Annotated in this window: 13 protein-coding genes and 1 pseudogene; all 14 read right to left on the bottom strand. The window is 63.4% G+C overall.

Annotation, left to right across the window (positions count from 1 at the left end):
* Nucleotides 1-11: 11 nt before the first annotated feature.
* Nucleotides 12-869, bottom strand: a complete 858-nt coding sequence (locus tag ACVWZA_RS08740) for an FkbM family methyltransferase (protein WP_457310801.1) — start codon at nucleotides 867-869, stop codon at nucleotides 12-14.
* Complete coding sequence (locus ACVWZA_RS08735) at nucleotides 866-1,834, bottom strand: GDP-L-fucose synthase family protein (RefSeq protein WP_457310800.1); 969 nt, start codon at nucleotides 1,832-1,834, stop codon at nucleotides 866-868. The genes ACVWZA_RS08740 and ACVWZA_RS08735 overlap by 4 nt, the downstream gene beginning before the upstream one ends.
* A gap of 4 nt (nucleotides 1,835-1,838) precedes the next feature.
* Nucleotides 1,839-2,471 carry a class I SAM-dependent methyltransferase gene (locus tag ACVWZA_RS08730; RefSeq protein WP_457310799.1) on the bottom strand — a complete coding sequence of 211 codons (633 nt, stop codon included), beginning with the start codon at nucleotides 2,469-2,471 and terminating at the stop codon, nucleotides 1,839-1,841.
* Between the two features lie 31 nt (nucleotides 2,472-2,502).
* Nucleotides 2,503-3,603 (bottom strand): GDP-mannose 4,6-dehydratase, encoded by a 1,101-nt coding sequence (gene gmd, locus ACVWZA_RS08725; protein WP_457310798.1) that lies wholly within the window; start codon nucleotides 3,601-3,603, stop codon nucleotides 2,503-2,505.
* A 171-nt stretch (nucleotides 3,604-3,774) separates the two neighbouring features.
* Nucleotides 3,775-4,779 carry an SDR family NAD(P)-dependent oxidoreductase gene (locus ACVWZA_RS08720; RefSeq protein ID WP_457310797.1) on the bottom strand — a complete coding sequence of 335 codons (1,005 nt, stop codon included), beginning with the start codon at nucleotides 4,777-4,779 and terminating at the stop codon, nucleotides 3,775-3,777.
* A 56-nt stretch (nucleotides 4,780-4,835) separates the two neighbouring features.
* The gene (gene wecC, locus ACVWZA_RS08715) at nucleotides 4,836-6,134 is read right to left on the bottom strand and encodes a UDP-N-acetyl-D-mannosamine dehydrogenase (protein ID WP_457310796.1); all 1,299 of its coding nucleotides are present in this window, start codon (nucleotides 6,132-6,134) and stop codon (nucleotides 4,836-4,838) included.
* Nucleotides 6,118-7,251, bottom strand: coding sequence for a non-hydrolyzing UDP-N-acetylglucosamine 2-epimerase (gene wecB, locus ACVWZA_RS08710; RefSeq protein WP_457310795.1), 1,134 nt, complete (start codon nucleotides 7,249-7,251; stop codon nucleotides 6,118-6,120). The genes wecC and wecB overlap by 17 nt, the downstream gene beginning before the upstream one ends.
* A gap of 57 nt (nucleotides 7,252-7,308) precedes the next feature.
* Nucleotides 7,309-8,064 carry a HesA/MoeB/ThiF family protein gene (locus ACVWZA_RS08705; protein WP_457310794.1) on the bottom strand — a complete coding sequence of 252 codons (756 nt, stop codon included), beginning with the start codon at nucleotides 8,062-8,064 and terminating at the stop codon, nucleotides 7,309-7,311.
* Nucleotides 8,065-8,088: 24 nt separating this feature from the next.
* Nucleotides 8,089-8,493: a hypothetical protein gene (locus ACVWZA_RS08700; protein ID WP_457310793.1), complete on the bottom strand. Its 405-nt coding sequence runs from the start codon at nucleotides 8,491-8,493 to the stop codon at nucleotides 8,089-8,091.
* A complete protein-coding gene (gene dut / locus ACVWZA_RS08695) occupies nucleotides 8,490-8,936 on the bottom strand; it encodes a dUTP diphosphatase (protein WP_457310792.1) in 447 nt (148 codons plus the stop codon). Before dut ends, ACVWZA_RS08700 begins: the two co-directional genes overlap by 4 nt.
* Nucleotides 8,937-9,028: 92 nt before the next feature.
* Nucleotides 9,029-10,202, bottom strand: a pseudogene (coaBC, locus tag ACVWZA_RS08690) (bifunctional phosphopantothenoylcysteine decarboxylase/phosphopantothenate--cysteine ligase CoaBC).
* A 4-nt stretch (nucleotides 10,203-10,206) separates the two neighbouring features.
* On the bottom strand, nucleotides 10,207-11,331 hold the full coding sequence (locus ACVWZA_RS08685) for a hypothetical protein (RefSeq protein ID WP_457310791.1): 1,125 nt from the start codon (nucleotides 11,329-11,331) through the stop codon (nucleotides 10,207-10,209).
* Between the two features lie 2 nt (nucleotides 11,332-11,333).
* Nucleotides 11,334-12,869 carry a 2-polyprenylphenol 6-hydroxylase gene (gene ubiB / locus ACVWZA_RS08680; RefSeq protein ID WP_457310790.1) on the bottom strand — a complete coding sequence of 512 codons (1,536 nt, stop codon included), beginning with the start codon at nucleotides 12,867-12,869 and terminating at the stop codon, nucleotides 11,334-11,336.
* A 5-nt stretch (nucleotides 12,870-12,874) separates the two neighbouring features.
* Nucleotides 12,875-13,606 (bottom strand): class I SAM-dependent methyltransferase, encoded by a 732-nt coding sequence (locus ACVWZA_RS08675; RefSeq protein WP_457310789.1) that lies wholly within the window; start codon nucleotides 13,604-13,606, stop codon nucleotides 12,875-12,877.
* Nucleotides 13,607-13,699: the final 93 nt, after the last annotated feature.

Below are 13,699 nucleotides of genomic sequence, written 5' to 3'. Positions count from 1 at the left end.
TCCCCTGATTCTTACAGCGCAATGCCGGCGACGTTGAAACGTCGCGCCGAAATCACGCGTTTTGCCACCACATCCGCATCGCGGACGAACAGGCGATTGGATGCGCCCCGGCCACCGCTAGCGACGGTCAGGGCGCGCGTGAACGGGTCATAGAAACGTTCGACGAACCCGGCCGTCGCGAGTTGCGCGAGGATTGTCGGATCGACCGTTTCGATCTCGATCGCCTGCAGTGACGGCTTGGCGAGCGTTGCCGCGGCGCCGGCGAAGACTGCGGGTTCATGTCCCTCGACATCGATCTTGAGCATCATCGGTTCCGCTTTGCCGACCGCCATATCGAGCGTGGTCAGGTCGACTGCCACCGTCCCCGCGCCGGCCCGGTCGACCAGCTGGTTCATCGTGTCGCGGTCGCCGGTCAGCGCTCCTGTGCCAGCGGCATCGCTGAGCGCGACACGTTGGACCGAAACCCTGGCGCCGATCGCGTTGCGCGCGATATTCGCGTCGAGCCGATCAGCGGTTGCGGGATGCGGCTCGATCGCGATCACGTCTGCACCGACAACTCTGGCAGCCAGCACGGTGTAACTACCGACATTGGCGCCGACATCGACCAGCAAGTCGCCCTCGCGCAGGAAATGCAGCAGAAAACCCATATCGGCGAATTCATGCAATCCGAAATAGAGGTTGCCTGTCGCGCCGGTCATACCGCGCTCGACCAGCAGGCGTGCACCTTCGATCCAGCTTTTGTCATGGATGCCGGGCTTCAGCCGGCTTTCGATCTGCCAGCGTGCGATGCGCGACAATGTCCTGATCGGCGCGCGCCGTCCGAGCGGATGGTCCAGCGCATAGCCGACAAGATCGCCAATCGCGCTCATGCCGCGGCGCGCTCAATTCTCGTATCGGGGCCATTATCGAGGAACCAGCGATAGACTTGGGCGACGCCGGCACCGAGCGGCACCGAAGGCTTCCAGCCTAGGCCGTTGAGTTTGGTGGTATCGACCAGCTTGCGCGGCGTACCGTCGGGGCGGGTCGCATCGAATGCGACCTGGCCCTGGAAGCCGACCGCTTCGGCGACGAGATGAGCTAGGTCGGCGATGCTGACCTCGTCGCCGGTACCGATATTGACGAACTCATCGCCGGAATAGCTGCGCGCGAGGAACACCAGCGCATCGGCGAGGTCATCGACATGAAGGAATTCGCGGAGCGGCGTACCGCTGCCCCAGACCGACAGCGTGTCCGCACCTGCCAGCTTCGCTTCATGTGCCTTGCGCATCAAAGCGGGCAGGACATGGCTCGATTCGAGGTCGAAATTGTCGAACGGGCCATAGAGATTGGTCGGCTGGGCAGAGATGAAGTCGCAGCCATATTGGCGACGATAGGCCTCGCACAGCTTGAGCCCGGCGATCTTGGCGATCGCATACCATTGGTTGGTCGGCTCAAGTGGCCCGGTGAGCAAGGCGCTCTCGGCCATCGGCTGCGCGGCCATTTTCGGGAAGATGCACGACGATCCGAGAAAGACGAGTTTGGCCACCCCGGTGCGGCGCGCGCCCTCGATCACGTTCGTCTCGATCATCAGATTGTCGTAGAGAAACTCGCCCGGACGGTCGCTATTGGCCGCGATTCCGCCGACCTTGGCCGCGGCAAGGAAGATCAGGTCGACTGGATTCGCCGCCATCCAGGCGAAGGTCGCCATCTGATCGCGCAGGTCGATGCGGGTGTCGGGCGTGACGATCGTGCAGCCTTCACTCGCCAGCCGCCGGATGATGGCGCGACCGACCATGCCGCGTTCGCCCGCCACCCAGATTTTCTTGCCCTTGAGGTCGAATTTCGGGTCGAACATCGGCTCAGCCGGCCTTTTTGCGATAGGTGACGATCATCGACTTGGCGAGCGCGGGGATGCGTCCGACCCGGTCGAAGCGAATTTCTTCGAATCCAGCGCGCGAGAACAATGTTCCAAGTGTGGCGCGACTCCAGAACTTGATATGCCCGCCTTCCCACAATGCGGTGAAGTGGCTCTCCATCCTGCCGGTCGCGGCGAGCGCCAAATTCTTGAGATAACCGTGATACGGCGTGCTGATGATCGCGATGCCACCGGGCACGAGTAATTCGCCGATCGCTTCGGCGTAGCGTTTTGGCGAGAAGACATGTTCGGCAACTTCGAGGCTGACAACGGAATCGAAAGTACCGAAACGCTCGGCCAGCTTCTCATCGGAAGAGCCCTGTTCGAGCCGGCAGCCGGGTGCGTTCGAACGTGCGATGGCGATGCCGGACGCGGCCGGATCTATGCCGGTCACGTCATAGTCGAGCGCGGCCAGCTTCGCCGCGGTCGACCCGGTGCCGCATCCCAATTCGAACAGCCGGCGACCGGGCGAGAATTGCTCCAGAGACACCCGCACCGAGGGCAGCAGATAAGAGGGCGTGTAGACGTCCTCGCTGCTCGCATAGCCATAATCGATGATCGGCGACGTCTGGATCATCCTGCAAAGCCCACTTCGCGGGACACGGGAATCAGCTCTTGATCGCGTAGAGTGTGGCGGGGCGCTCCTCGTCGGGGCGGCGCGTTTCCGCCTCGCGCGCGACGACCTTCAAATCTTCGCGCACCATTTCGGCGCACAATTCGTCGAGCGTGGTGGTTGCTTCCCAGCCGAGCAGGCGCTTGGCCTTGGCCGGGTTGCCGATCAGCAAATCGACCTCGGTCGGACGGAAATAGCGCGGATCGACCTTAACCAGGATCTTGCCGGTCTTGCGGCAAGCGCCGACTTCATCGACGCCGGTGCCGCTCCAGTCGATCTGCTTGTCGACCTCGGCGAATGCCTTTTCGACGAACGACCGCACTGTCTGCGTCACGCCGGTGGCGAGCACGAAATCGTCACCCTTTTCATGCTGAACGATGCGCCACATGCCCTCGACATAGTCGCGCGCATGCCCCCAGTCGCGCTTGGCATCGAGATTGCCGAGCCACAAGGTTTCCTGCAGGCCGAGATGATTGGCCGCCACCGCACGGGTGATTTTGCGCGTGACGAAGGTTTCGCCGCGCAGCGGGCTTTCATGATTGAACAGGATGCCGTTCGACGCATGGATGCCGTAAGCTTCGCGGTAGTTCACTGTGATCCAATAGGCGTACATCTTGGCGGCGGCATATGGGGAGCGCGGGTAGAAGGGCGTCGTTTCCGACTGCGGCACTTCCTGCACCAGGCCGTACAGTTCCGATGTCGATGCCTGATAGATGCGGGTCTTGTCGACCAGACCGAGCAGGCGGATCGCCTCCAGCAGACGCAAGGTGCCGATGCCGTCGGCATTGGCGGTATATTCCGGCGTCTCGAAGCTGACCGCCACATGGCTCATGGCCGCGAGATTGTAGATTTCGTCGGGCTGAACCTCCTGCACGATGCGGGTCAGATTCATCGAATCCGTCATGTCGCCATAATGCAGATGCAGCCGCGCGCCCGCCTCGTGCGGGTCCTGATAGATATGGTCGATGCGTCCGGTGTTGAATGACGAAGATCGGCGCTTGATGCCGTGAACTTCATAGCCCTTGGAGAGCAGAAGCTCTGCAAGATAGGCTCCGTCCTGCCCGGTCACACCGGTGATCAAAGCGGTTTTCGTCATGAGATGGCGCTCCAGGCGAAAAATATCAGGTACAAACCGGTCGGTTTGAAAGATGCCGCTGCCATAGCATCATGCGCTTATACGTCTAGTACCGCAGTTGCGAAGAGAGTGCTGACGGCATTTGACAGCCGACGGGCGTAAGCATCCAGTTTTCAGGCTTTTTTGTAAAAATCAGACGCCTGTATAACTGCGATACCAGTCGACGAAACGCGGTACGCCGTGCTCGATCGAGGTTGTCGGCGTGTATCCCAGGTCGCGCTGGATCGCGTCGATATCGGCGAAGGTATCCTTCATGTCGCCGGCCTGCATCGGCATCGCAACGCGGATCGCGGGCGCGCCGCACGCGGCCTCCACCAGATCGATCAGGCGATCGAGCTGTTCGGACTTGTGGTTGCCGATATTATAGAGCCGGTGCGGCGAGACGCTGCCGCCGGCCTTGACCCGGCCGTCATCGGCGGGCGGGTGATCGAGGCAGGTGATGATGCCTGCCACGATGTCGTCGATATAGGTGAAATCACGCCTCATATCGCCGCCGTTGAAGACGTTGATCGGGCGACCTTCGAGGATCGCCGAGGTGAACAGCCACATCGCCATGTCGGGCCGGCCCCACGGGCCATAGACGGTGAAGAAACGCAGGCCGGAGAGCGGCGTACGATAGAGATGGGCATAGGTGTCGCTCATCAACTCGTCGGCGCGTTTGGTCGCGGCGTAGAGCGAGAGCGGATGGTCGGCGCGGTCGTCGACCTTGAATGGCAGGGTCGCATCACCGCCATAGATCGACGAGGATGAGGCATACACCATATGCGCGACGCCGCGATGGCGGGCGAGCTCGAGCATGTTGAGATGCCCGGCAATATTCGAACGAATATAGGCGCGGGGATTGTCGATCGAATACCGAACGCCGGCTTGCGCGCCGAGATGGACGATACGATCGAAACGCCGCTCCGACAGCGCCGAATCGAGTGCAGCGTCGTCGGCAAAATCAAGTTCGAGAAAATCGAAATCGACACCGCCGCGTGTGATTTCTTCGAGGCGCGCATGCTTCAGCCGCACATCGTAATAATCGTTGAGATTATCGATGCCGATCACGCGTTCGCCGCGCGCGAGCAGTTTCTGCGCGACATGCATACCGATGAAACCGGCGGCGCCGGTGACGAGGATTGCTGGCCTGTTCATGCCTGCTTCCTACGCGCAAGCCGTTGACAGATCGATACCGTTTGTCCGTCGGCAGTTCACCCGGCCAGACGGAGCGGCTCCGAGCGCAGTTTTGGCTGCGGCTGGTCCGGCCAGATGCCGCGTGTGTCATAGACCAGCTTGTCGATCCGTTCGTCGAGCGGCACCGATTTGAAGACGTCATGGTCGACCAGCACGATCATGATCCCACACGTTTCGATCGCGGTATCGATGTCGGTCAGCGTAGCGCCGGATCCGTCGAAAGCGCCGGGCAGGCTGCTCGCATAGGGTTCGACCACATGGATACGATCGCCAAAGCGGTGCGCGAGTTCGCTTGCGACCTTGAGCGCGGGGCTTTCGCGGAAATCGTCGATGTTCGCCTTGAAGGCGAGGCCGAGACAGGCGACCGGCGTGCCCGGATGCGCCTCGATCATCGCCGCGGCGCGATCGACGGCATAATCGACCTTGGCGTCGTTCACCTCGCGCGCGGTGCGGATCAACGGTGTGTTGGCACGGTCGGCATGGACCAGGAACCAGGGGTCGACCGCGATGCAATGGCCGCCGACGCCAGGCCCGGGGGAGAGGATGTTGACGCGCGGGTGACGGTTGGCGAGGCGGATCACCTCCCACACATCGACTTCCATCGTGTCGGCGACGCGGCTCAATTCATTGGCGAAGGCGATGTTGACGTCGCGGAACGCGTTTTCGGTCAGCTTGGTCATCTCCGCCGCGCGGCTCGTCGTGGTGACGCAGGCGCCGCGCACGAAGCGACGGTAAAAGGCCAGCGCCTTCCGCGCACAACGCGGCGTGATGCCGCCGATCACCCGGTCATTGTCAATCAATTCGACCAGGATGCGCCCGGGCAGAACGCGTTCGGGGCAATAGGCGATGGCGATATCCGCGCTCTCACCCGTTCTGCCCGGCACTTTGAGGTCGGGGCGAAGCTGCGCGAGCAGGTCGCGGACCTTCTCGGTCGTGCCGACTGGCGATGTCGATTCGAGGATCACCAAGTCGCCGGCCTTAAGCACGGTGGCGACGGTAGTCGCGGCCTGCAGGACATAACCGATATTGGGCGCATGATCGTCGGCGAAGGGAGTGGGAACGGCGATGACGAACACATCGGCCGGTTCGATCTGCATCGAGGCGCGCAGCGATCCGCGTGCCACCACGCCCGAGACGAGACCGTCGAGATCGACTTCCTCGATATGCACCTTGCCCGAATTGACCGTGTCGACGATTGACTGGGTCACATCGACGCCGAGCACCTTGGCCCCGGTCCGCGCGATTATCGCGGCGGTCGGAAGCCCGATATAGCCGAGACCGACAACCACGACATTGAGTTCAGAGTCCGAAACCATCGGCGATAACCTTTGCGATCCTCGCGGACGCATGGCCGTCGCCGAACGGATTGTGGGCGCGGGCCATGGCCGAGTAAGCGCCCTTGTCGTCCAGGAGAGTTGATATTTCGGAAACGATCCGGTCGGAATCGGTCCCGATCAGCTTTGCCGTGCCTGCCGCGACGCCCTCCGGCCGCTCGGTCGTCTCACGCATGACCAGCACCGGCTTACCCAGTGCGGGCGCTTCCTCCTGCACGCCACCCGAATCGGTCAGCGCGATGTCGCACAGCCCCAGCGCGCGCACGAAGTGGGGATAATCGAGCGGATCGACCCGGGCGACATTGGCCCGGTCGCCGAGCATCTCGTCCATGACCGATACGACATTGGGGTTGGGGTGCACGGGAAACAGAATCGCGGTGTCGTCGCGGTCGGCGATACGGCCGATCGCGCGCGCGATATTGGCCATGCCGTCGCCGAAATTCTCGCGCCGGTGCGTCGTGACCAGAATGATGCGCTTGCCAGCGAAGCGTGCGGCGATCTCGTCCAGCCCCGATGCCATCAGCGGGTCGGCGGCGAGCCTTGCCTGGGTCGCATAGAGCGCATCGATCACCGTGTTGCCGGTGACATGGACCGTGGCGGGATCGATATTTTCGCGACGCAGCGCCTCGGCGGAGGTTTCGGTCGGGGCGAAATGCTGATCGGCGATCGGCGCGACGATGCGGCGGTTCACCTCTTCGGGCCAGGGCTGGTAGATATCGCCCGAGCGCAGACCGGCTTCGACATGCGCGACCGGGATTTTGCGATAATAGGCCGTCAGCGCGCCGACCATCGCGGTCGCGGTGTCTCCCTGGACGATCACGCGATCGGGTTTCTCCGCATCCATCACTTCGCCAAGGCCGATGAGCAGGCGCGCGGTCAGACGGTCGAGCGACTGTCCCGGCTCCATGATGTCGAGGTCGATATCGGGCGTGATGCCGGCGATCGCCAGGACCTGGTCGAGCAACCCGCGATGCTGCGCGGTGACGCAGGTGCGGACGGCGAGCCCCGGCGTCTGCTGAAGCGCGGCGATGACGGGAAACAGCTTGATGGCCTCGGGGCGTGTGCCGAAGACGAGCAATATTTTGTGTTTATCGGCCACCAAGTATTCCCATTTTCATTCGCGCGGAACGAATAACGAGAGTTGCTTAAGGTCGAGCTAACCGGCCCCGCATCCCGAACATCCGGGATCCTTCGGCAAGGTGATCGTGCGGAACCGGAAGGCGAGGGCGTCGGCGAGCAGCAATTTTCCTGCGCTGTCATCGCCGAACCCGACAATCGCGCGCATCGCTTCCAGCGCGGCGAGGCTGCCGAGCACGCCGGTCATCGCCCCGAGCACGCCCTGCTCGGCGCAACTCGCTTCGGGGCGATCGGGATCGCTGCCGACAAAACAGCGATAACAGGGCTTGTCCGTTTCCCAGCCGCGAAACACGCCAAGCTGTCCCTCGAACTGGCCGATTGCGGCCGAGACGAGTGGGATATGGGAGGCGAATGCCGCATCCGCGACGGCGAGACGAGTCGCGAAATTGTCGCAGCCGTCGAGCACGACATCCGCGTCGGCCAATAATGCGCCCGCATTGCCGGAATCGATCCGGACCGTGTGGGTTTCGACGCTGACATTCGGGTTGAGCCGTGACACCGCAATCGCCGCGGCGGCGACCTTGGGCTGACCGATATCGTCGTTGCCGAACAGTGTCTGGCGTTGCAGATTGGAAAGGTCGACCACGTCGTCATCGATCACGATCAGGCGCCCGACACCCGCCGCCGCGAGATACTGGATCGCCGGCGACCCGATTCCACCCGCACCGACGACCAGCACAGTGGCGCTGCGCAACTTGAGCTGTCCCGCGCCGCCGACTTCTTTCAGAACGATATGACGGGCATATCGCTCCAGTTCGGCGTCGGTCAGTGCCATCGCTTCAGAACCGGGATGGAGGGGTCATTTCCCCCAACTATAGGTCATGCTGGTGCGATACCAGGTGTCTGTGACAGGCGATCCCTTGATATTTTCGCGCGCCAAGCTGAGCACGAGGCCCGCGCTATATTGTTCGACCGTCGGGCAATCGATCGCCTGCGGCACGATGCGCTTCACCGTACCACCCGGAACAACCAAGACTGCCAGAGATATGTCGATCCGGCTTTGCCCGTCGATGCGTTTCGGCGGCACGCAGCGGCCAGCCTTGACCTCATCGGCGACAAAGGTCGTCAGCCCGGCGGCATAATCGGGCTGTTTGGTAAAGTGTAAGGGCGCAAGTGCCGACCAGTCCTTTGGCGGGCCGAGGTCGGGCAAGGTCAGTACCGGGGCGACCTGCAACGCAAGCGCTACGATCAGCGAAATCATCATCGTCCTGTCGATCCAAAGCCCCCAACACCGCGTACAGTATCGTCAAGCTCGGCCAACTCGTCCAGAACTGCGCGTTGGACCGGGGCCGGAACGAGTTGAGCAATCCGATCTCCACGCGCGATGACGAAGGGCTCGATGCCTAGATTGGCAAGGATCACCTTCACTTCACCGCGGTAATCGCTGTCGATCGTGCCGGGCGTGTTGAGACAGGTGACACCATGTTTGAGCGCAAGGCCGGAACGTGGCCGGACCTGCACCTCATATCCTTCCGGGATGGCGATTGCGAACCCGGTGGCAACGGCAGCGCGACCGCCGGGCGCGAGGGTCAGTTCTTCGGCTGACACGATGTCCATGCCCGCCGCACCGTTGGTGGCATAAGCGGGGATTGGAAGATCTGTGCCGTGAGGCAGGCGCTTCAGCGCGATGGTGATCGGAGTCGTCATGCGCCCTTCAATAACCACCGCTGACAGCTTGTCGAAGGGCGGTTCTCCTTTCGGGCGCTAAAGATGCTTGTCGCGAAGATTGTCAGGTGCTGTCAGTGCGGCGTAAGCGCCGCCGCAATCCGATCGGCCAGTCGGGTCGCCACCTCGCTTTTGGGCAATTTCTCCCAACTTTCGACGCCCGCCTCGGTGATGATATGCACCGTGTTCGCATCACCGCCCATCACATCGCCCGACACGTCATTGGCGATGATCCAGTCGATGCCCTTGCGCTGCCGTTTGGCGGTGGCGTGTTCGATGACCCTTTCGGTCTCGGCGGCAAAGCCGATCAACAATTCGGGGCGCTGCGGGCTCTTCGCCAACCCAGCCAGGATATCCGGATTTTCGACCAGATGGAGGACCGGCGGCGAGTTGTCCTTCTTGATCTTCTGTCCCGCGCTCGCCACGCGCCAGTCGGCCACGGCGGCGACCATCACGGCGACATCAACGGGTAGCGCTTTGTCCACCGCGTCCGACATCTGCAGCGCGGTTTCGACATCGACACGATCCACGCCTGCGGGTGTTTCGAGCATCACCGGCCCGGCGATCAATGTCACGCGCGCGCCCAGTTTCGCCAGCGCGCCGGCAATGGCGAAGCCCTGCCGGCCGGATGAGCGATTGGCGAGATAACGGACCGGGTCGATCGGCTCATGCGTCGGCCCGGCGGTGACGAGGATATGCTTGTCGGACAGCATTTCAGGTGGAAAGATGATGCTGGATCGCGGCAAGGATCGCTTCGGGTTCGGGCAGGCGGCCGGGGCCATATTCGCCGCATGCCATCGGGCCTTCGTCAGGCTCGATCACCGTCACGCCGTCACCGCGCAGGGTGGCGACGTTGCGGCGCGTCGCGGCGTGGCCCCACATGCGCACGTTCATCGCCGGCGCGGCGAGCACCGGCTTGTCGGTCGCGAGCAGCAGGGTGGTCGCCAAATCGTCGGCGATGCCGGCCGCCATCTTCGCCATCAGGTCGGCAGTGGCGGGGGCAATGACGATCAGGTCGGCCTCGCGGCTGAGCTGGATATGGCCCATTTCGGCCTCGTCCTTAAGGTCCCACAGCGTTGTATAGACCTGATTCTCCGACAGGGCGGCGAGGGTCATTGGCGTGACGAAATGCTGGCCACCGGCGGTCAGCACGCATTTCACCTGGATCCCCGCCTTGCGGCACAGGCGGATCAGTTCGCACGCCTTATAGGCTGCGATGCCGCCGCCGACGATGAGCAGGATCTTCATCGCGTCAGCCCCCTCTTGTCAATCTGGTCACCGTAATCTTGCGCCGCTCGGTCGCAGCGCTGATCAGGTCGCGCGCGCCGTCGGGCACGAAAGCAAGGCCGACCAGGATCGTGGGCGCGATCATCAGCCCCCAATAGAAGGTATCGACCCGTCCGAACAGGCCGAGCAATGCGCCATAGCTGGCAAAGATCGCGAGCGCGCGAAGCGCCAGCGCATCGTTCCAGGCTGCCCATCCGAACAGGGCCAGTCCGATGAGCAGCGCGGCGATCCAGGCCGGGGCGAGGTTGAGCGCGGTGGAGAGAGTCATCGTCTTCACGAAGAAACCGAAGCCGAGCATGCCGGCCCAACCCGGCGAGCCCGGATCGAGCGGCCGGACGACCTGCGCCACGGCATGAGCATGAAGCACGACGACGACCGCGAGCACGGCGACCGGCAGGCACCATCCCAAAGCTTCGCGGCGATGCCCCTCGGCAAAGGCGAGGGCCGCCATGATGCCGACATACAGCGCCGCCGTTTCGCGGATCAGCATTGCGATCAGCCCGAAGGCGGCGGCCTCGATCCAGCGGTCGGGCCGGCGCAGTGCCAGCGACAATGCGATCAGCAAGCCTGCCCATACCTCATGGAAATTGGCCAGTTCGGGCTGGACGAACACGACCATGCCGGCGGCGAGCAGGATCAGCGCAATGGCAAATGGCGGTGCGCGTGCAAAGGCCGGGCGTAGCCGGATGAACCAGGCGAGCATCACCGCCGCCGCGAGCAGATAAAGCAGCGCGACCGTCACGCCGTCGGGAAGAGCGGCCTGCACCATCGCGAGGGTCGGCTGGCGGAATGTGACGAAGGGCTTGAGCGGGTAATTGCCCGTGCGCAGCGCATCGGCGGTGACGGTATAATAATTGCCGCCCGCGCGTACGCCCGAGACGATCGATTCGTACAGCATGACATCGGCCTGATCATCGGCGCGCTGCGCCGGGTCGTGACTCACCGGTGGCGGACCCGGCGAGGCGAGGGCGGTCAAAGTCGCGGCAAGGAGCAAGGCAAGCACCGCGAGACCGAGGCGCGCCATGGGCGTCCTGATGCCGGCAAAGCGGCTCGGTATGGTCAGCCAGAGCGGAGCGACGGGACGTGTCATCGCTATCCGATGATCACCCAGACCGCCGCCGCAGCCGCCACGGCACTGATTACCGCAACCGCGACATAACGCCATCCGCCCCCGATCCGCACCACCTCGATTTCGCGCAACGGAGGCGCCGGTGGGGCGCCGCCGGGCGACGGATAGCGTCGTTCGATGTTGCGGATCAGGTCGGGTAGCCGCGCCAGCGTGCGCAAGTCCGTGATGAGGCGGTCGGCGATCGCCGCTTCGGGGCCGAGTTCGGTCCTGATCCATTCGCGTACGAACGGTGCGGCCGATTCCCACAGGTTGATGTCGGGGTCGAGGCTGGTCGCGACGCCTTCGACCATCACCATCGTTTTCTGCAGCAGCAGCAGATGCGGCTGGGTCTGCATGTCGAAGTCACGCGTAATGTTGAACAGCCCGTCGAGCATCATGCCGATGGACATGTCCTTGACCGCCAGCCCGCGCATCGGCTCGCCGACCGCGCGGAGCGCCGTCGCGAACTCGGCGACATTGTGATGCGCGGGGACATAGCCCGCTTCGAAATGGATCTCCGCGACGCGCTTATAGTTGCCGGTAATCAGGCCGTAGAGTATCTCCGCCAGCCACACCCGCGCACGCCGATCGATCCGGCCCATGATGCCGAAATCGATCGCCGCGATCTTGTTGTCGGGTAACGCGAACAGATTCCCCTGATGCATGTCGGCATGGAAGAACCCCTCCGCGATCGCCTGACGCAGAAAGGCGTGGACCAAGGTGTCGGCGAGTTTGGGCAAATCATAACCGGCGGCGATCAGCGCATCGCGGTTCGATAATTTGATACCGTCGACCCATTCGAGCGTCAGGACCTTGGTCGTGGTCCGCTGCCAGTCGATTGCGGGAATGAAGAAGTCCGGCTCGGCGGTCATTGCCTCGGCCAGTTCGGAGGCGGAGGCCGCCTCCCGCCGCAGATCGAGCTCGCGCATCGTCCAGCGCTTGAACGTCTCGATCACCAGGCGCGGGCGCAGCCGGGACAATTCACCGCCCATCGCCTCGATTTGCGCCGCGGCCCATTGATAAGTGTCGATCGCGCGCGCGAACTCGTCCTCGACGCCGGGCCGCAGCACCTTGACCGCGACCTGGCGGCCATCGGTGGTGACCGCGCGGTGGACCTGCGCGATCGAGGCGGCGCCGACCGGCACCGGATCGATCGATTGGAACAGATCAGCCGGATCGCGCCCGAAGGCGCGTGTCATCGCGGCATGGATCGTTTCGTACGGAACCGGCGGCAGCGCATCCTGCAGCCGCATCAGGTCGTTTGACGCTTCGTCGCCGACGATATCTGGGCGGGTCGCGAGCGTCTGGCCGAGCTTGATCGCGGCAGGGCCGATCGCCTGAAGCGCGTCGGCATAGGCCGGGACCTTCGGCACGCGCGCGCCGAAGCGGGCGATCCGCGCCATGCGGCGCACCGGCGTCGGCGTATTGGGATCGCGCTCGATCCCGCGCAGCGCGCCATGACGTGCGAGGATGCGGCCCCATTTGAGGAGGCGCCAGAGATGAACTGCGGGAGCGGTCACGCCGGCTAGATCTTCCAGCCGCTATGGATCGCGACCAGTCCGCCGAGCATCGGCTCGACCTGGGTCTGCAGGAAACCAGCCTCGGCGATCATGCCCTTGAATTTCTCCATATCGGGGAAGCGGCGGATCGATTCGATCAGATAACGATAGCTGTCCTCATCCTGCGTCAGCAGCTTGCCGACCTTCGGCACGACCTTGTGTGAATAGGCGTCGTAAACCTCGCCAAAGCCGGGCCACAGCGTCGTTGAGAATTCGAGACAATAGAAACGGCCGCCCCGGCGCAGCGCCCGGTGTGCCTCGCGCAGTGCCTTGGGGATATCGGTCACGTTGCGGATGCCAAAGGCGATCGTATAGGCATCGAAGAAACGGTCGGGAAAGGTCAGCACCTCGGCATTGGCCTCGGTCCATACCAGTCCGTCAATGCCGCGCTTCGCCGCGCGCTCCATGCCGACCTCGAGCATCGCCGGATTGATGTCGGCGACGGTAACGGATGCGCCGCTTGCGGCGAGCCGGAAGGCGATGTCGCCCGTGCCGCCGGCCATGTCGAGAATCTGCTCGCCCTCACGCGGCTTCACGCGCCGCACGAATCGGTCTTTCCACAGCCGGTGCATGCCGCCCGACATCGCATCGTTCATCAGGTCGTATTTGGATGCGACACTGGTGAACACGCCGCCGACGCGGGCGGTCTTTTCGGACGGGGCGATATCTTCGTAGCCGAAGGAGACGGTGTCGGTCATGGGCCGTGCTCTAGCCGGGCCTTGTGGCAGGGGCAAACCCAACCTAGCTGACGATCTGACCAATCTCCCGTTCGGGCTGAGTCTGCCGAAGCC

Source organism: Sphingomonas sp. UYAg733 (genome assembly GCF_054057355.1).
This window is presented reverse-complemented; position numbering and strand designations above follow the sequence as displayed.